The following is an 18,630-nucleotide window of genomic DNA, read 5'->3' as shown; positions in this document are numbered from 1 at the left end:
GGATCACCAACTGCCATAAGGAATGCCGAAGCGTTCGACGTATTGCTTCGAATCTTTGGTTTGTTGGAAGTAGTGCCCGTTTGATTTGCCAAGGTCCGGACCTAAAGGTTCTATCCCAACTTGAGCGCGGTTAAAGGCGACTCGGCGTAAACACTCATCCCACACCCACACTTGAACAATACCGCCGGGGGCAAGTCCCAAGGTCATGCTCGGGTGCCAAGAAGCGGGGTCCTCCGGGTCCTCGGCGCACCGTCGAGCGATGGAGTGGCGCATCAGTTGTCGGGCTTCTTCCGAGATTTCAATCCAGCCTTGGTAGGTTTGGGGCTCAACCGAGGACTGCCAGCGCACGAAGACCCGCTTCGGGAGATCGGCGCCGGTGACAAAACTTCCGTTTCCGCCGGTATCCGCCCATCCATGGGCATATTCGATGCCGTCGTTCCGAAAAGCTCCGGTGCCGATAGCGCCGCCGCCTCTGCGTGGAAAGAATCGGTTATTGATATCCACCACCGCGCTCATCTCGACCCAACCCGTCATATACCTTGGTGCAGAAAACCGTAAATCCCACCATGGGTGATGGGGGTCATTTACGCCAGACAATGGGTCGGCGGCTTGGCATCCAGCGATCAGAACTAGCCCCAATAGTGCCCACAACTTCTTGATCTTCATCGTTCACCTTTGATTGCGTGTGGGTGTTGGACGCGTATGCCATTTGCAGTCGGTGCATTAAAGTAAAAAAGCTTTAGGCCTGTCCCATCTCGCTTAGTCACGGGGTTGTTCCAATGGGCAGAGGTATGGATATAGCGCAGTTTTAAAAGCGCCTCTTCAGCCGCAGTGGTGCTGTACTCACCTGCGACAAATTGATCACACAGCGATTGGAGTTCTTTAGGGAGCTTGTAGTCAGCACGCTGCTCCTCGATATCGATAAACCGTACCTTCTTTTGTTTCGCCAGCGTGTACATCACCCGCAAATAAACTCGCGATAACTCTCCTCGAACTGTTCGCTTGAGTTGTAAACCAGCAAACACTCTTTTTTGTCGGGGAGCCTGTCGATCCTGCGGGTCGATCGCTAACTCCGTAGAGGGCGGGGTTATAATCTCCAGCATCTCAGCGGGCCAGCCTTTAGCGATCATGTGCATTTTGGCCTGCAGCGCGTCGTAGTAAATGGATGTGGTTTTTACGTCACAGTTTTCCGCGACCGTCAGCGCCTGCATGGGGGTGATCAGCACGCATTCGTCCGCCTCGGCGCGATAGCCGCCTCCAACGTCCGAGTGGACTCCGGGCACGATAATTTCAGGATGATCGGGGCCTATTTTATTAAGGGCGAAATTGTCTCGACACTCGTCGCGGGCTACTAATTGCACCACGTGTCTGAAGTCTGACGGTGGCAACGCAATGTTTAACCCAGGGGTAATTGAACTGCTGACATTCAGCAAGTTACTCAACCCACCCGTAGCCGCCACGGTATCGAACAGGCCAATAAATCCAATGCGGATGTGTTTTTTGTATTGGCCCATGAATTTGGGGCTGAATGCAATCTTATAGCTATTGAGCACAACGCCTAAGGGACCGCTCCTAACTTTGGCGACTTCTGTGGCAAAGTGCCTGGCCGCCGCGGCGCCTCGACTGAAACCGAAGACGTCAAAGATGATATGGGTGATTTCATTATTCGGATCTTGCTTATGTATATCCCGGATATGTCGACCTATCGCAACGAACACCGACTGCACACGTTCGGCCACGCCAGTCTCGCCACGCCCGAGGCTTGACCCGAGCTTGCTGTCTTCTTCTCCCGCCACAGTCCCTATACCGTCGACGTAGATTTTTCGGTAGGCGAACGAACTTTGTTCCCCTACCTCCGCTTCCTCGAACCTTTTGGGTGCGTGATAAAGGCGATATAACTTCGCTACATTGCTTAAATCATTCCCATAACTGCTGTCTGGATCCGCCATGTACGGCTTGCAACTGGCGTCGAGGTCTTGCGGCTGAATCGGGTGATGCGCGCCACACATAATGCCTTGCGCGGTGTTGCTGGCGTTATTGCAGGTGCCATCGAAGAACACACCAATGGTCAAGAAGACCGGCACCTTGCTTGCGCGCTCGCGTTTTTTCTGTTCCTCCACCCTGCGATAGACCTCTTGCCGGTGTGCCTCTCCTTGGGCAATTGCCGCCAGGAAGGGCTTTTGCATTTCTTCGCGGGCGGCGAGTTGCTGAGGGGTCATTTCTTTAGGCCGGTTCGCCAAACATACCCGGCAGGAATTGGGGTCGTGTTTTTCCACAAGCGGTACTCCTGAATAACTGTTCAAACACTAGCCGTTTTAGACTGCGCAACTATTTGCGCACTTGTTGCTCAAAATGGCGCACTTAAGACGAATGAGGCTGCTATAGGTGCAACCGTCCCAGCACTGAAGTCCAGGCAGTCAGTGTATAGATACATATGTACTAATAATTTGGTTGCGGAAAAATACGACGATTAAGTTTATTTAACAAGCGGATTTATGCCATTTAAAAAGCTCCAATTTCCGTTATCTGAGTGGGATATTTCCTACAGATAGTAGCGAGTTTCAAGTATTGGTAATCTCTATCATAAGTTTCGGAAGCGTCATCAGACGCCCCTGACATAGAAAGGTAAAAAATCCTACATAGCAGATGTATTATCGCTCTTATTATTCCACCCAAGTCCGAAGAGCCCAAGTATGACGTACGATAAAAAATAGGTTATTCGATCAGCTTGCACGCTGACACCACGCAAGCACCTCGGGACCGCCTGACCCCACCGCGCAACTCTGAAGCGCCAAAGGATTACGCGCCCAAGACCCCAAATGCACCCGGCATGCTGGACGAGCATTACGGTTTGAAAAAGTGATGTGAGCGGCACGCATCAACAAAAAGCCCGCCGTTCGGAATGAATGGCGGGCTTTTTTGTATGGGCGCTGTGGGAGATTCTTGCCAACGAAAGCGTCATTGCAGGCGAACCAGGTTTTTCGGCTGAAATCGGCGGCGTGATGATGGGCCTCTTCGCAGGCAAGCCTGCTCCCACGGGATTTGCGGCTGCTTGCGGTCGTCTGCGTCAATGGATCGTAGAGATTGATTGCAATCTCTGTGGGAGCGAATTCATTCGCGAAGGCCACGACGCGCTGTTCCTGACCAGACCCGAATCTCTGTGGGAGTTGGCTTGCCAACGAAAGCGTCATTGCAGGCGAACCAGGTTTTTCGGCTGAAATCGGCGGCGTGATGATGGGCCTCTTCGCAGGCAAGCCTGCTCCCACGGGATTTGAGGCTGCTTGCGGTCGTCTGCGTCAATGGATCGTAGAGATTGATTGCAATCTCTGTGAGAGCGAATTCATTCGCGAAGGCCACGACGCGCTGTTCCTGACCAGACCCGAATCTCTGTGGGAGTTGGCTTGCCAACGAAAGCGTCATTGCAGGCAAACCAGGTTTTTCGGCTGAAATCGGCGGCGTGATGATGGCCTCTTCGCAGGCAAGCCTGCTCCCACGGGATTTGCGGCTGCTTGCGGTCGTCTGCGTCAATGGATCGTAGAGCATGATTGCTAATCTCCAAAGGACCTTCGCCAACAAATTGGCCCCACAGATGGCCGTTCGTCTTAAGAAACAGTAGTTTGATAAGCGCCAAATTGTGGCGAGCGTCGCCTCGCGAACCAAGCATGGCCCATAAAAAACCCCGCGAAGAATCTCTCCTTCGCGGGGTTTTTATGGGCGCGTTGCGATCAGATCGCGCCGCGGCTCCGTAGCAGTTCCAGCACTTGCTTGACGCTGTCTTCAATGGATAGCGATTGCGTGTCGATCACCAGATCCGCATTCAATGGCACGTCGTACGGGAAGGACTCACCTGGGATGTTGTCGCCATCGGCGGCATACAGGCCTTGTGGGTCTCGCTCGCGGCAAACGGTAGGCGATGCCTGGACGTAGACCGTTATCAGACGATCAGCACCCAGCAGCGTTTTGGCTTGCTCCCGGCCTTCGGCGTCCGGCGCAACGAATGCCGCCAGTGTTAGCAAGCCCGCTTCGTTGAACTGACGCGCAACGTGCGCCGCACGCCGCCAGTTTTCAGTACGACCGGCACGGGTTTGCGGCAGGCCTTTATTCAGGTCGTGACGCAGGTTTTGGCCATCAAGGACGAACACCGCTCGGCCCATGTCGAACAGCTTGCGCTCCAGCGCGTAAGCCAAGGTGCTTTTGCCCGCGCCCGACAAGCCGCTGAACAACACCGTTGCTGGCTGCTGACCAAAGCGACGAGCACGCTCTTCAGTGGCTACGTGGGCTTTATGGTCGTGGTGGCTGGCACCGGCGACGATTGGCCGGGCGATGATCATGCCCGCGGCGACCGTGCCGTTGGTCAACCGATCAATGATGATGAACGAACCGGTGGTGCGGTTGCTGTCGTAACCGTCCAACGCAATCGCGGTGTCGAGGCTGACTTTGACGCGACCGATTTCGTTCAGCTTCAACTCGCTGGCAGGGCCTTCAGCCAAGGTGTTGACGTCGACTTTGTAGCTGATGCTGGCAATCGAGCCCGGTATGTAGCTGGTGGCGCGTTTGATGTCGTATTTCTTGCCCGGCAGCATCGGTTCTTCTGCCATCCACACCAGCATGGCGTCGAAGGTGTCGGAGATTTGCGGAATGCTGTCAGCGTGTACCAGCAAGTCGCCACGGGAGATGTCGATCTCGTCTTCCATGGTCAAGGTCACGGCCTGGCCGGGGCCCGCCTGTTCCAACTCACCATCGAAGGTGACGATGGATTTGACTCGGCTGGTTTTCCCTGACGGCAGTACGACGATTTCGTCGCCCTTGTGTACGACGCCGCTGGCCAATGTGCCGGCGAAACCACGGAAATTCAGGTTGGGACGGTTGACGTATTGCACCGGGAATCGCAGGTCGGTGAGGTTGCGATCAGCCGCCACTTCAACCGTTTCAAGGATTTCCATCAGCGTTTGGCCGGTGTACCACGGCGAACGCTCGCTGTGGTTCACCACGTTGTCGCCTTTTAGGGCCGACATCGGAACGAAATGCATGGTGGTCGGCTTGAGCGCGATGCCATCGGCAAAGCTTTTGTAATCGGCTTTGATCGACTCGAACACGCCTTCATCGAAGCCTTTTAGGTCCATCTTGTTGATGGCCACTACGATGTGCTTGATACCCAGCAACGACGCGATAAAGCTGTGACGACGGGTCTGGGTCTGCACGCCGTAGCGAGCATCCACCAGAATGATCGCTAAGTCACAGGTCGAGGCGCCTGTGGCCATGTTGCGGGTGTACTGCTCATGGCCAGGTGTGTCGGCGATGATGAATTTGCGTTTCGCGGTGGAGAAATAGCGGTAAGCAACATCGATGGTGATGCCCTGCTCGCGCTCGGCCTGAAGGCCGTCGACCAGCAATGCCAGATCGATGTCATCGCCGGTGGTGCCGACTTTCTTCGAATCGCGAGTAATCGCTTCCAAGTGATCTTCGTAGATCATTTTGGAGTCATGCAGCAAGCGGCCGATCAGCGTGCTTTTGCCGTCGTCGACGTTACCGCAGGTGAGAAAGCGCAGCAGTTCCTTGCGTTCGTGCTGGCCCAGATAGGCGAGGATGTCCTCGCTGATCAATTCAGATTGATGCGACATTGTGAGACACCCTGTTTAGAAATAGCCCTGACGTTTCTTTTCTTCCATCGACCCTGCGCCATCGTGATCGATGACTCGGCCTTGGCGCTCGGAAGTTCGCGTCAGGAGCATTTCCTGAATGATGTCGGTGAGGCTGGTCGCCTCGGACTCGACCGCGCCCGTTAACGGGTAGTCGCCCAGTGTGCGGAAGCGGACTTTCTTTTTGACGATGCGTGCGCGGTCTTCTTCGCTGAGGTGATTACGCAGGCGATCGTCGTCGATCATGATCCAGGTGCCATTCATCTCGATGACTTCACGTTCGGCCGCGAAATACAGCGGTACGATCGGGATGCCTTCGAGGTAGATGTACTGCCAGATATCGAGCTCAGTCCAGTTCGACAACGGGAATACGCGGATCGATTCGCCCTTGTTGACCTTGCCGTTATAGACATTCCACAGCTCAGGACGTTGGTTTTTCGGGTCCCAACGGTGTTTGTTATCGCGAAACGAGTAGACGCGCTCTTTGGCACGAGACTTCTCTTCATCACGACGTGCGCCGCCGAACGCCGCATCGAAACCATGTTTGTCCAGCGCCTGCTTGAGGCCCTCGGTCTTCATGATGTCGGTGTGCTTGGCGCTGCCGTGGGTCAGCGGATTGATATCCTGCGCAACACCATCGGGGTTGACGTGCACGATCAAGTCAAGGCCCAGCTCTTCAACCAGCCGGTCGCGGAAGGCGTACATTTCCTTGAACTTCCACCGGGTGTCGACGTGCATTACCGGAAAAGGCAGCTTTCCGGGAAAGAACGCTTTACGCGCCAGGTGCAGCATTACGGCTGAGTCTTTGCCGACGGAGTAGAGCATCACCGGGTTATCAAACTCGGCGGCAACCTCGCGGATGATATGGATGCTTTCCGCCTCCAGCTGTTTCAGATGCGTCAGTTTGTCGACCATGGCTACTCACGGAAACGTACAGATGAACGGCCAGCGGGCCGTGTTCGAGCCGCACACTTTATCACAGCGTCTGCTTATATTAGTGGCCTGGTTAGATCGAAACGATCTACCCATAGACCGCTTCGTTCGGGCTCAGATCGGGTTCGGGCAATCGATAAACAGATGCTCAAGCGCAAAGCGCTTTGCCAGATAATCGCCCAGCGCCTTGACTCCGTAACGCTCGGTGGCGTGGTGCCCGGCGGCGATGAAGCTGATGTTGTTTTCCCGCGCGCTATGGAACGTCTGTTCCGACGCTTCGCCGCTTAGATAAAGATCGACCCCTGCCAAGACCGCCTGATCGATATAGCCCTGACCGCCGCCCGTGCACCACCCCACGCGCCGAATCATCTCGCTGCCTTCGATCAGCAGCGGCTCACGACCGAGAACATCCTGTACCCGCCGAGCAAAATCGCGCGGCGTCATCGGCTCTGCCAATGAGCCCACCAGCCCGACGATGCGCGGGTTTTCCGGGTCCAGCGGTCCTTCTACCGTGATGTCTAGCTCCCGTGCCAGTTGCACGTTATTGCCCACGTCGGGGTGCAGATCCAGCGGCAGATGGTAGGCGAGTAAGCTGATGTCATGTTTGAGCAACGTCTTTAGGCGACGCTGTTTCATTCCGACAACGCAGGGGTCCTCGCCTTTCCAAAAATACCCGTGATGAACCAGGATCAAATCCGCTTGGGCTTCGACTGCTGCATCCAGCAACGCCTGACTGGCAGTGACGCCACTGACGATGCGCATCACTTGCGGACGGCCTTCGACCTGCAAACCGTTGGGGCAGTAATCCTGGATCCGCGCGCAGTTAAGGTAACGGTCCGCTTCCTCGACCAGGGTGCTCAGGGCAACAGCCATAAAAGACTCCTAAATAGGCAGTTCAGCGCTGCTAGGTACTCGTATAATGCCCGCCATTATGGCGCAACCCCGGCAAAAAGCTGCTGCGCTTGGCATTTCTCAGGACCTTTTCAATGTTCAAGGCACTGCGCTTCTTTGCTTGGCCCCTGCTGGCAGGTGTGCTAATCGCCATGCTGATTATCCAGCGTTACCCGCAATGGGTTGGCTTACCCAGTCTGGACGTTAATCTTCAACAAGCGCCACAGTCGTCAACGGTACAACAAGGCCCGGTGTCGTATGCCGACGCGGTGACAATTGCCGCCCCCGCCGTTGCCAATCTGTACACCACCAAAGTCGTCAACAAAACTACCCATCCATTATTCGAAGACCCACAATTCCGCCGGTTTTTCGGCGATAACTTGCCTAAACAGCGGCGCATGGAATCAAGCCTCGGCTCAGCAGTGATCATGAGCCCCGAAGGCTACTTGCTGACCAATAACCACGTCACCAGTGGTGCCGATCAAATCGTTGTGGCGTTGAAAGACGGTCGTGAAACAACCGCGAGGGTCATCGGCAGCGATCCCGAGACCGACTTGGCAGTATTGAAAATCGATCTGAAAAACCTGCCATCCATTACGATTGGCCGCTCCGACAACATCCGCATCGGTGACGTCGCGCTGGCCATCGGCAACCCGTTTGGCGTTGGTCAAACAGTGACCATGGGCATCATCAGTGCCACCGGGCGTAATCAGTTGGGCCTCAACACCTACGAAGACTTCATTCAGACCGACGCTGCGATCAACCCCGGCAATTCCGGCGGTGCACTGGTGGACGCCAGCGGCAATCTGACAGGCATTAACACGGCGATTTTCTCGAAGTCCGGCGGTTCGCAAGGCATCGGTTTCGCGATCCCTGTGAAGCTGGCAATGGAGGTGATGAAGTCGATCATCGAACACGGCCAAGTGATTCGCGGCTGGCTGGGTATTGAAGTGCAGCCGCTGACCCAGGAGCTGGCTGAGTCATTCGGGTTGAAGGATCGTCCAGGCATTGTCGTCGCTGGCGTATTCCGCGATGGGCCTGCGCAGAAAGCCGGTTTGCTGCTGGGTGATGTGATTTTGAGCATCAACGGTGAGCCCGCCGGTGACGGCCGCCGCTCAATGAACCAGGTAGCGCGCACCAAACCAAGCGACAAAATCGCGATCCAGGTCATGCGCAATGGCAAAGAACTGACGCTAAACGCCGAGGTCGGATTGCGCCCACCGCCTGCACCAACACCGGTGGCGGAAGAGGAATAAATCGACCGCTGTAGGAGCCACTGTGGGACCGAATTCATTCGGGAAGGCGCCGGGTCAGACGCCGACGATGTGGATGTGAAATTCATTCCCGAATAAATTCGGTCCCACGGATTACAGTCGGGCTGCGCCGGAATCTGTGGGACCACTGGGTACTTTACAAATCGCCCAAACCATCGACCAGCGCCTGGTTATGCTCAGGCGTACCGATGCTGATTCGCAGGAATTGCGCGATGCGCTCTTGCTTGAAGTGGCGAACGATAACGCCCTGCTCGCGCAATCTGGCTGCCAGACCTGCGGCGTCGTGCTGCGGATGGCGGGCGAAGATGAAGTTGGCCGCAGACGGCAATACCTCAAACCCCTTGGCCTCCAGTTGCTTGATCAAGACCTCACGGCTATCGATCACTGCCTTACAGGTGCGTTCAAAATACTGACGGTCTTCGAACGCAGCGGTCGCGCCGAGGATTGCCAAGCGATCCAGCGGGTATGAATTAAAGCTGTTTTTGACCCGCTCCAGCGCCTCGATCAGGTCTGGATGTCCTACAGCCAGACCCACTCTCAATCCTGCCAACGAACGCGACTTGGACACTGTTTGGGTAACTAGCAGGTTCGGAAAACGGTCCACCAGACTGATGGCGGTTTCGCCACCGAAGTCGATGTAAGCCTCGTCGACCACCACCACCGAGTCAGGGTTGGCCGTGACCATCTGCGCCACCGCGTCCAGTGCCAAAAGGCAGCCGGTGGGCGCGTTAGGGTTGGGAAAGATGATCCCGCCGTTGGGCCGGGCATAGTCTTCGACGCAAATCTGGAACTGTTCATCCAGTGCTATCGCGTCAAACTCGATGCCGTACAAACCGCAATACACCGGATAAAAGCTGTAGCTGATGTCTGGGAACAACAAGGGTTTGTCATGGCGCAACAGTGCATTGAACACGTGTGCCAGCACTTCATCCGAACCATTACCCAAGAACACTTGATTGGGTTGCACGCCGTAATAGGTGGCAACCGCTTGCTTGAGCAGATCGCTGTTCGGGTCCGGGTACAGACGCAAATCGTCGGTCAGCCCGGCGCGCATGGCGGCCAGGGCTTTCGGCGACGGGCCATAAGGGTTTTCATTGGTATTGAGTTTAATCAGCTTGGTCAGCTTCGGTTGCTCACCCGGCACATAAGGCACCAAGGTGCTGACAAACGGACTCCAGAACTTGCTCATGCTTTTGTTCCTTGTTCGGTGCTGTCGACAATTCGGAACTCAGCGCTGCGGGCGTGGGCGGTCAACGACTCGCCTCGCGCCAATACCGATGCCGTTTTGCCCAATTCCGAGGCGCCTTGCTCGGAGCAATAAATGATCGACGAACGCTTTTGAAAATCGTACACGCCCAATGGCGACGAGAACCGCGCAGTACCCGATGTTGGCAACACGTGATTTGGCCCGGCACAGTAATCGCCCAAAGCTTCGGATGTGTGACGGCCCATGAAGATTGCGCCTGCGTGGCGAATCTGCGGCAGCCAGGCTTGCGGGTCGGCTACTGAAAGCTCAAGGTGCTCTGGCGCGATTCGATTGGCGACATCAATCGCTTGCTGCATATCAGCCACTTTAATCAGTGCGCCACGGCCGTTGATCGAGCTGCGAATGATCTCCGCACGCTCCATGGTCGGCATCAGCTTGGCGATGCTTGCGGCCACTTTGTCGAGAAACTCGGCGTCCGGGCTGATCAAAATCGCTTGGGCGTCTTCGTCGTGCTCAGCCTGGGAGAACAAGTCCATGGCTATCCAGTCCGGGTCGGTCAAACCGTCGCATACCACCAGAATCTCGGACGGACCGGCGATCATGTCGATCCCCACCTGGCCAAACACGTGGCGCTTGGCAGTGGCGACATAAATGTTACCGGGGCCAACGACCTTATCGACTTTAGGCACGCTTTCAGTGCCGTACGCCAAGGCTGCAACGGCTTGCGCGCCACCAATGGTGAATACGCGATCAACACCGGCGATGCAGGCCGCAGCGAGCACCAGCTCGTTGATTTCGCCACGCGGGGTCGGAACAACCATGACCACTTCGGTCACGCCAGCGACTTTTGCTGGAATCGCGTTCATCAATACTGACGACGGATACGATGCTTTGCCGCCCGGCACATAGAGCCCGGCGCGGTCCAACGGCGTGACCTTCTGGCCCAACACCGTGCCATCGGCCTCGGTGTAGGTCCAGGAATCCTGTTTCTGCTTTTCGTGATAAATACGCACGCGGTCGGCGGCTTTTTCCAGCGCGGTACGCTGTTCAGGTGTGATACGTGTCAACGCCAGTTCTAGCCGCTCGCGAGGCAAAATCAGCTCCGCCATGGACGCCACTTCAAGCCCATCGAAACGTCGAGTGAATTCCACCAAGGCTGCGTCGCCACGCTCACGAACGGCCTTGATGATCTCAAGCACGCGCTCATTGACTGAGTCATCGGACACACTTTCCCAGCTCAGCAGATGGTCCAGATGGCGTGCAAAATCTGGGTCAGCGGCGTTGAGTCGGCGAATTGCAGTGGTCGTTGTCATAGCGGAGGCCTCAATAATTGGCGGATGCTCAGGCGCCGGTAGACTACCAAGCCATCCGCGTGGGCACCTGAGAAATTTGGCTATGACACGGATAGATGGGCGCGACTCAAGGTCGCGCAGGTGAGTCAGCCGCGGTGTCGCGACTCGACTGCTTTGCGCAGCGTATCGATCAGCGCCTGAATGCGCGCGTGCTGCATCTTCATTGACGCCTTGTTAACCACCAGACGCGAACTGATAGTTGCAATCAGCTCCTGGGGCTCGAGACCGTTGGCACGCAGCGTGTTGCCGGTGTCGACAACGTCGATGATTTTATCCGCCAGACCAATCAGGGGTGCCAGTTCCATCGAGCCATACAGCTTGATGATGTCGACCTGACGACCTTGTTCGGCGTAGTAACGTTTGGCTACGTTGACGAACTTGGTCGCGACACGCAGACGGCCCTTTGGCTCGATCGCACCAATGGCACCGGCGGTCATCAAACGGCATTGGGCAATTTGCAGGTCCAACGGCTCATAAAGGCCTTGGCCACCGTATTCCATCAACACATCTTTCCCGGCCACGCCCAAATCGGCGGCACCGTGTTCAACGTAAGTCGGAACGTCGGTAGCGCGCACGATCAGCAAGCGCACATCGGCTTGGGTCGTGGTAATGATCAGCTTGCGACTTTTGTCCGGATCCTCGGTCGGCACGATGCCTGCTTCAGCGAGAAGCGGCAGGGTGTCGTCAAGGATGCGGCCCTTGGACAGTGCGATGGTTAGCATGAGAAACGTAAGTCCTTGGCAATCGGGCGCATCCATGCGCCCCACGAGTCCTGAATCAATGAGTCCGGACCTTGTGCTGAACGATCAAAACCTAGCCCGGAACGCGACGGATCTTGGCGCCGAGCATCTGCAGTTTTTCTTCGATGCATTCATAACCACGGTCGATGTGGTAAATGCGGTCGATCAAGGTGTCGCCCTGAGCAACCAACGCCGAAATGACCAGGCTGGCCGAGGCACGCAGGTCAGTTGCCATCACTGGCGCGCCTTTGAGCTTCTCAACACCGGTAACGACAGCGGTATTACCTTCAACCAGGATCTGCGCGCCCATGCGGTGCATTTCATACACGTGCATGAAGCGGTTTTCGAAGATGGTTTCGATAACAGCACCGGTGCCTTCAGCGATGGCATTGAGCGAGATGAACTGCGCTTGCATGTCGGTGGGGAACGCTGGGTACGGAGCGGTACGCACGTTGACGGCTTTTGGCCGCTTGCCGTGCATGTTCAGCTCGATCCAATCCTTGCCGGTGGTGATTTCAGCGCCAGCTTCTTGAAGCTTGAGCAATACTGCTTCGAGAATGGTTGGATCGGTGTCCTTGAGCTTGACACGACCACCCGTGGCCGCAGCAGCCACCAAATAGGTGCCAGTCTCGATACGGTCCGGCATCACTTTATAGGTGGCGCTGTGGAGGCGCTTCACACCTTCGATGGTGATGGTGTCGGTGCCCGCACCGGTGATGTTCGCGCCCATGGCGATCAGGCAGTTAGCCAGATCGACCACTTCCGGTTCGCGAGCGGCGTTTTGTAAAACGCTGCGCCCGTTAGCCAGGCTAGCGGCCATCATGATGTTCTCAGTACCGGTTACGCTGACGGTATCAAAGAAGAAGTTCGCACCACGCAAGCCGCCTTCTGGCGCCTTGGCCTTGATGTAACCACCGTCAACGTCAATGGTTGCGCCCATGGCTTCGAGACCACGGATGTGCAAGTCAACAGGACGCGAACCAATGGCGCAACCACCCGGCAACGCGACTTCGGCGTAACCGAAACGAGCAACCATCGGACCCAACACCAAAATCGAGGCACGCATGGTTTTCACCAGTTCGTACGGGGCGATCAAGGTCTTGATGGTGCGGGCGTCGATTTCAACGCTGAGCTTCTCGTCGATCACAGGCTCAATGCCCATGCGGCCGAACAGCTCGATCATGGTAGTGATGTCATGCAAATGCGGCAGATTGCACACCGTCACCGGCCCATCGGCCAGCAAGGTTGCAGCAAGAATCGGCAGGGCGGAGTTCTTGGCACCTGAAATACGAATCTCGCCATCAAGACGAAAGCCGCCAGTAATAATCAATTTATCCATTAGAGTCTCGACGCCAATTGGCTCAGGTGCGCTCGGACCAAGCAGCGCGGCTGAAAAATTTCATGGTGACCGCATGGATGCTGCCATCGGCGATCCAGGGGTTTAAATGGGCATAGACCTGCTGCTGACGCTTGACTGGGCTGAGGCTAGCCAGCTCGTCACTGATCATGTTCAGCTGAAAATTGCAGCCTTCGCCTTCAACTTCTACCTGGGTTTCTGGCAGCTTTCCTTCAAGGAAGCTCTTAACTTCTACGGCCTGCATGCTTAACCTCAATCGGCGCCCTACGCGCGCGGGTCGGCCATCATACAAAAAAGCCTGCCCGCTGCGAACCCCGGATTAAAAGACTCGGACGGAAAGCGCTTTGGCGGGTCACCGAAAAGCGCTTTGTTTGACCCGCTGATGGCTATTGGTGTTGATCAAACAACTCGGTCAAACCGGAAACCTGCGCAATGTCGCGCATGTCTTCCGGCAGCGACCGAACACTGACAACCTTGCCAGCTGCTTTGGCGTCGCGCATGAATGCAAGCAGCAAAGACAGGCCGACGCTGCTGGATTTCTCCACTTCGGAACAATCCAGAATCAAGGCCGGCGCGTTGCTGGCCTTAATCAGCGCTTGGCCCTGCTTACGCAAGGCCGGGCCGCTGCGATAGTCGAGCACGCCACTCAGGTGCAACTCACCTGCGCCCAGACGAACAGCTGGCTCACTCATTGGGCTGGCTTCTCGGCGGCAGCATCAACGGTGGTTTTGGCCTTGGCAACTTCGCCTGCCCAGCCGTTGATCGTGGTGTCGAGGTTGTTGCCGTTCTGCCGCATGGCATCAGAGAACTGATCACGGAACAGCTTGCCAATGTTGATGCCGTTGACAATGACGTTGCGCACTTTCCACTCGCCATTGACCTTCTCAAGCGTGTAGCTCACAGGGTAAACCGCCCCGCCGTTGCCTTTGACGGACATGTCGACGCTGGTACGGTCGCCACTTTCGTCCTTGGCAGGGGAAACGGTAATGCCCTGGTTGTTGTATTCAAGCAGTGCGTTGCCATAGAACTGAAACAGACTGCGCTTGAAGTTTTCCTGGAACCGCTGCATCTGCTCAGGGGTGGCTTTCCCGGAGTACTTCACGGTCATGACGCTTTTTGAAATGCCCTCGGCATCCACTACCGGACCCACAATCCGGTTCAGCGCATCGTAAAACGCGCTTGGATTGGTTTTGTACTGATCTTTGTGGGCAGCCAAATCGGCCAGCAACGCTTTGGTCGTACCGTCCACCAGGTCATGCGCTGACTGGCTCGGAGCCGCATTCGCGAACAACGGAAGAGCCGTCAGCAGAATCAACAGGCTACGGCGCAAGGTTGAGAACATGGAGAAATTCCTCATTTGGCGTCTTTACTCACAGTGTTGAGCATGAATTTGCCGATCAGGTCCTCGAGCACCAGGGCCGACTGGGTGTCATGGATAACACCGCCGTCTTTAAGCAGCGCTTGATCGCCCCCTACGCTGATGCCGACGTATTTCTCGCCGAGCAAACCTGCGGTAAGGATCGAAGCCGTAGAGTCCAAAGGAAGATTATTCACCTGCTTTTGGACTTCCATGGTCACGCGCCCCGTAAAGGTGTCGTGGTCCAGATCGATAGCCGTGACCTTGCCGATGGTCACACCGGCCATGGTCACCTTGGCTCTGACAGTCAAACCGGCAATATTGTCGAAGTTTGCATAAAGTTTATAGCTGTCGTGGTTCGCGCTTGCGCTCAGACCACTGACACGCAAGGCCAACAAGATCAAAGCCAGGATCCCGGCCAGCAGGAAAAGGCCAACGCCGGTTTCCAGGGTGCGGTTTTGCATCAGAAATCTCCAAACATCAAGGCGGTCAAAATAAAGTCGAGGCCTAATATGGCCAGTGAGGCATACACCACGGTTTTAGTGGTAGCACGGCTGATCCCTTCGGACGTGGGCTCACAGTCATAACCCTGGAACACGGCAATCCAGGTCACTACAAAAGCAAAGATGATGCTTTTGATTACACCGTTCAGCACGTCGCTTTGGAAGTTCACGCTGTTTTGCATGTTCGCCCAGAAAGAGCCCTGGTAAACGCCGAGCCAATCAATAGCGACCCAGGAGCCGCACCAGATGCCGACCACGCTGAAAATCATCGCCAACAATGGCAGCGAAATAAACCCGGCCCACAAGCGTGGCGCAATGATGTATTTGAGTGGATCAACACCAATCATTTCCAGGCTGGACAGCTGCTCAGTGGACTTCATGTTGCCGATTTCGGCGGTCAATGCCGAACCTGCACGCCCCGCGAAAAGAAGACCGGCAACCACTGGCCCCAGCTCACGCAGCAAGGTCAACGCGACCATTTGCCCGACCGCTTGCTCTGACCCGTATTTTTCCAGAATGCTGAAACCTTGAAGCGCGAGCACCATCCCGATGAAACCGCCCGACACGACGATAATCAGCAGGGACATCACACCCACTGAATGCAACTGCCTCACCAGCAACTGAAAGCTGCCGCCAATACCGCCACGGCCAAACAATGCATGGACCAGAAACAGCCCGGAGCGGCCCAGCACGGTCACCATGTCGATTGCAGATTGGCCGAACAGATTAATTCGGCCCATTAATGACTGTTTGCGCATCAGCGCTTCCCCAAAAGATCTTCGCGATAATCCGGTGCCGGATAGTGGAATGGAACAGGGCCATCCGGTTCGCCGGTCATAAATTGATGAATGCGCGGATTATCCGAGCCCAGCAACTCTTCCGGAGTTCCCTGACCCAGCACCTGACCATCGCCGACGACATATAGATAGTCGGCAATGCTCGCGGTTTCTGCGAGATCGTGAGAAACCACAATACTGGTGATCCCCAACGCATCATTCAGCAGACGAATCAGCCGGACCAATACACCCATGGCAATCGGGTCTTGACCAACAAAGGGTTCGTCATACATCAGAATTTGCGGATCGAGGGCGATAGCCCTGGCCAACGCTACACGACGTTTCATACCGCCAGACAACTCGTCAGGCATCAAGTCGACCGCACCGCGCAGACCGACTGCCTGCAATTTAAGCAGGACAATGTCGCGAATCATGTCTTCTGGCAATTGGGTGTGAATACGGAGCGGAAACGCCACGTTTTCGAACACGTCGAGGTCGGTGAACAAGGCCCCGCTTTGAAACAGAACACCCATGTGCTTGCGAGCATCAAACAAATCGCTGCGCGACAATTCGGGCAAATTCTGGCCATTGACCCAGACTTCTCCGCTGCTGGGACGCAATTGAGCACCCATCAATCGTAGTAGCGTGGTCTTGCCGCTGCCCGAAGGCCCCATGATTCCGGTGACCTTGCCCCGCGGAACACGTATATCAATATTATTGAAGATGCTGCGCGCGCCGCGCTTGAAGGACACTCCCTTCAGCTCGACCGCGTAGGCGTTATCGACGCTCATCTAAACTCCTCACGAGGCGGCCTCACTCTCAGAAAATAAAATCCTTGGCGCTGTGCATGCACCGACTGGGTGGGCCGAACTGGCCGCGAACTATACCACTGCGCGCGCGCCTGTCCCACGGAAGAAGCCTCTTTCGTTCAGGGGCATGACAGATAGTTCGAACAATTGCGAACCACTCTCCAAGAAGTTAGGACAGCCGCAATGCGCGAACCTCACTCAGACATAAGATCAAGGGTGAGGGAATCGGCCATTACCGCTATAATCGCCGCCTTTTCATCAGGCTAACCGTTTCCGACATGAGCCAATCCAGCGACCTGATTCAAACAGCACAACGCACCATCCGCCTCGAAATAGAAGCCGTAGAAGGTTTACTGGTGCATATCGACGCTGATTTCGTACGCGCTTGCGAAATGATTCTGGCCGGCAAGGGCCGCGTAGTCGTGGTCGGCATGGGCAAGTCGGGGCATATTGGCAAAAAGATCGCCGCCACCCTGGCAAGCACTGGCACCACGGCATTTTTTGTTCACCCGGCCGAAGCCAGCCATGGCGATATGGGCATGATCACCCGTGACGACATCATCTTGGCCATTTCAAACTCGGGTACAACGACCGAAATCGTTACACTTTTGCCCCTGATAAAACGCTTGGGCATCCAGATGATCAGCCTGACAGGCAATCCGGACTCGACGCTGGCCAAGGCGGCGGAAGTCAATCTGAATGTTCACGTCGAACATGAGGCTTGCACGCTGAACCTGGCCCCCACCTCCTCCACCACTGCGGCATTGGTTATGGGTGATGCGCTGGCCGTTGCGCTGCTGGAAGCACGGGATTTCACCGCCGAAGATTTTGCTTTTTCTCATCCTGGGGGCGCCCTGGGTCGACGGTTACTGCTCAAAGTAGAGCACGTCATGCACATTGGGGACGACTTGCCCAAGGTCCAACGCGGTACGCCGTTGCGCGATTCGCTGATGGAAATGACCCGTAAGGGCCTCGGCATGACCGCAGTGCTGGAGGCGGATGGTCGTTTGGCCGGGATATTCACCGACGGCGATTTACGCCGCACGCTTGATCGCGATATCGACATTCGCAAGGCAATGATCGACGACGTCATGACGGTCCACGGCAAAACCGCCCGCCCAGAGATGCTCGCGGCCCAAGCACTGAAGATCATGGAAGATCACAAAATTGGCGCACTGATCGTGGTTGACGCAAACGATCACCCTATCGGCGCCTTTAACCTGCAAGATCTTCTACGTGCGGGAGTGATGTAGTGAGCGACGCAAAAACGAACGATTTGCTGCAACGCGGCAAGAACATCAAGTTGGCGATTTTTGACGTTGATGGCGTACTGACTGATGGCCGCCTGTATTTTCTCGAAGACGGCAGCGAATTCAAGACATTCAATACTCTGGACGGGCAAGGCATCAAGATGCTGATCGCGTCAGGCGTAATCACCGCTATTATCAGCGGACGCAAGACCCCGGTGGTCGAACGCCGAGCAAAGAATCTGGGCATTCAGCATCTGTATCAGGGCCGTGAAGATAAGCTGGTCGTACTCGACGAATTACTGGCCCAACTCAACCTGAGTTACGAACAAGTCGCCTATCTGGGTGATGATCTGCCAGACTTGCCGGTCATTCGACGCGTCGGCCTGGGCATGGCGGTTGCGAATGCGGCCAGTTTTGTCCGGCAACATGCTCATGGCATTACCCTGGCTCGCGGCGGTGAAGGCGCAGCTCGCGAATTTTGCGAACTGATCCTGAACGCCCAAGGCAGCCTTGAAGCGGCCCACGCCGCCTACTTATAGAAG

19 protein-coding genes and 1 pseudogene are annotated in these 18,630 nt (G+C 55.9%); 4 read left to right on the top strand and 16 right to left on the bottom strand.

Features of this window, described 5'->3' with window-relative positions:
• Positions 1-3 precede the first annotated feature (3 nt).
• Both RHM65_RS10480 and RHM65_RS10475 read right to left on the bottom strand, forming a co-directional pair.
• Positions 4-660: a DUF2931 family protein gene (locus tag RHM65_RS10480; RefSeq protein ID WP_416195136.1), complete on the bottom strand. Its 657-nt coding sequence runs from the start codon at positions 658-660 to the stop codon at positions 4-6.
• 2 nt (positions 661-662) lie between these two features.
• Positions 663-2,276: a phospholipase effector Tle1 domain-containing protein gene (locus RHM65_RS10475; protein WP_322184920.1), complete on the bottom strand. Its 1,614-nt coding sequence runs from the start codon at positions 2,274-2,276 to the stop codon at positions 663-665.
• A 449-nt stretch (positions 2,277-2,725) separates the two neighbouring features.
• Between RHM65_RS10475 and RHM65_RS10470 the strand changes: the two are divergent.
• Positions 2,726-2,863: pseudogene (locus RHM65_RS10470) on the top strand (DUF1043 domain-containing protein); the annotation flags it as partial.
• 248 nt (positions 2,864-3,111) lie between these two features.
• On the opposite strand, the gene RHM65_RS10465 reads toward RHM65_RS10470, so the two are convergent.
• The 4 genes from RHM65_RS10465 to RHM65_RS10450 all read right to left on the bottom strand — a co-directional run bounded on the left by RHM65_RS10465 (position 3,112) and on the right by RHM65_RS10450 (position 7,445).
• Positions 3,112-3,543, bottom strand: coding sequence for a hypothetical protein (locus tag RHM65_RS10465; protein WP_322184918.1), 432 nt, complete (start codon positions 3,541-3,543; stop codon positions 3,112-3,114).
• Positions 3,544-3,725: 182 nt separating this feature from the next.
• Positions 3,726-5,621: a sulfate adenylyltransferase subunit CysN gene (cysN, locus tag RHM65_RS10460; protein WP_322166046.1), complete on the bottom strand. Its 1,896-nt coding sequence runs from the start codon at positions 5,619-5,621 to the stop codon at positions 3,726-3,728.
• Between the two features lie 15 nt (positions 5,622-5,636).
• Positions 5,637-6,554, bottom strand: a complete 918-nt coding sequence (gene cysD / locus RHM65_RS10455) for a sulfate adenylyltransferase subunit CysD (RefSeq protein WP_322166047.1) — start codon at positions 6,552-6,554, stop codon at positions 5,637-5,639.
• Between the two features lie 132 nt (positions 6,555-6,686).
• Positions 6,687-7,445: a Nif3-like dinuclear metal center hexameric protein gene (locus tag RHM65_RS10450; RefSeq protein WP_322166048.1), complete on the bottom strand. Its 759-nt coding sequence runs from the start codon at positions 7,443-7,445 to the stop codon at positions 6,687-6,689.
• Positions 7,446-7,558: 113 nt separating this feature from the next.
• Here RHM65_RS10450 and algW point away from each other — a divergent pair, with 113 nt between their 5' ends.
• Positions 7,559-8,719, top strand: a complete 1,161-nt coding sequence (gene algW, locus RHM65_RS10445) for a Do family serine endopeptidase AlgW (protein ID WP_322184916.1) — start codon at positions 7,559-7,561, stop codon at positions 8,717-8,719.
• Positions 8,720-8,873: 154 nt separating this feature from the next.
• Here the strand turns inward: algW and hisC are convergent, their stop codons facing one another.
• From hisC to RHM65_RS10395, 10 genes are all read right to left on the bottom strand, one after another.
• Positions 8,874-9,926 carry a histidinol-phosphate transaminase gene (hisC, locus tag RHM65_RS10440; RefSeq protein WP_322184914.1) on the bottom strand — a complete coding sequence of 351 codons (1,053 nt, stop codon included), beginning with the start codon at positions 9,924-9,926 and terminating at the stop codon, positions 8,874-8,876.
• The gene (hisD, locus tag RHM65_RS10435; protein WP_322184912.1) at positions 9,923-11,257 is read right to left on the bottom strand and encodes a histidinol dehydrogenase; all 1,335 of its coding nucleotides are present in this window, start codon (positions 11,255-11,257) and stop codon (positions 9,923-9,925) included. Before hisD ends, hisC begins: the two co-directional genes overlap by 4 nt.
• A gap of 125 nt (positions 11,258-11,382) precedes the next feature.
• A complete protein-coding gene (gene hisG / locus RHM65_RS10430) occupies positions 11,383-12,018 on the bottom strand; it encodes an ATP phosphoribosyltransferase (RefSeq protein WP_322166052.1) in 636 nt (211 codons plus the stop codon).
• Between the two features lie 91 nt (positions 12,019-12,109).
• The gene (gene murA / locus RHM65_RS10425; protein ID WP_322166053.1) at positions 12,110-13,375 is read right to left on the bottom strand and encodes a UDP-N-acetylglucosamine 1-carboxyvinyltransferase; all 1,266 of its coding nucleotides are present in this window, start codon (positions 13,373-13,375) and stop codon (positions 12,110-12,112) included.
• Positions 13,376-13,397: 22 nt separating this feature from the next.
• A complete protein-coding gene (locus tag RHM65_RS10420; RefSeq protein ID WP_322166054.1) occupies positions 13,398-13,637 on the bottom strand; it encodes a BolA family protein in 240 nt (79 codons plus the stop codon).
• 142 nt (positions 13,638-13,779) lie between these two features.
• Entirely contained in the window at positions 13,780-14,085 is a 306-nt protein-coding gene (locus RHM65_RS10415) for an STAS domain-containing protein (RefSeq protein ID WP_322166055.1), read from the bottom strand.
• Positions 14,082-14,735 carry an ABC transporter substrate-binding protein gene (locus tag RHM65_RS10410; RefSeq protein WP_322166056.1) on the bottom strand — a complete coding sequence of 218 codons (654 nt, stop codon included), beginning with the start codon at positions 14,733-14,735 and terminating at the stop codon, positions 14,082-14,084. The genes RHM65_RS10415 and RHM65_RS10410 overlap by 4 nt, the downstream gene beginning before the upstream one ends.
• Positions 14,736-14,746: 11 nt before the next feature.
• On the bottom strand, positions 14,747-15,214 hold the full coding sequence (mlaD, locus tag RHM65_RS10405) for an outer membrane lipid asymmetry maintenance protein MlaD (RefSeq protein ID WP_322166057.1): 468 nt from the start codon (positions 15,212-15,214) through the stop codon (positions 14,747-14,749).
• Entirely contained in the window at positions 15,214-16,011 is a 798-nt protein-coding gene (gene mlaE, locus RHM65_RS10400; protein ID WP_322166058.1) for a lipid asymmetry maintenance ABC transporter permease subunit MlaE, read from the bottom strand. Before mlaE ends, mlaD begins: the two co-directional genes overlap by 1 nt.
• The gene (locus tag RHM65_RS10395; RefSeq protein WP_322166059.1) at positions 16,011-16,820 is read right to left on the bottom strand and encodes an ATP-binding cassette domain-containing protein; all 810 of its coding nucleotides are present in this window, start codon (positions 16,818-16,820) and stop codon (positions 16,011-16,013) included. Before RHM65_RS10395 ends, mlaE begins: the two co-directional genes overlap by 1 nt.
• A gap of 296 nt (positions 16,821-17,116) precedes the next feature.
• Between RHM65_RS10395 and RHM65_RS10390 the strand changes: the two genes are divergently transcribed.
• Both RHM65_RS10390 and RHM65_RS10385 read left to right on the top strand, forming a co-directional pair.
• Positions 17,117-18,091 carry a KpsF/GutQ family sugar-phosphate isomerase gene (locus tag RHM65_RS10390; RefSeq protein WP_322184910.1) on the top strand — a complete coding sequence of 325 codons (975 nt, stop codon included), beginning with the start codon at positions 17,117-17,119 and terminating at the stop codon, positions 18,089-18,091.
• Complete coding sequence (locus RHM65_RS10385; protein WP_322184908.1) at positions 18,091-18,627, top strand: HAD family hydrolase; 537 nt, start codon at positions 18,091-18,093, stop codon at positions 18,625-18,627. Before RHM65_RS10390 ends, RHM65_RS10385 begins: the two co-directional genes overlap by 1 nt.
• Positions 18,628-18,630: the final 3 nt, after the last annotated feature.

It is taken from the genome of Pseudomonas sp. CCI4.2 (assembly GCF_034350045.1).
Classification (GTDB): domain Bacteria; phylum Pseudomonadota; class Gammaproteobacteria; order Pseudomonadales; family Pseudomonadaceae; genus Aquipseudomonas.
The sequence above is the reverse complement of the archived record's forward strand: the minus strand, read 5'-3'. Positions and strand labels throughout refer to the sequence as shown.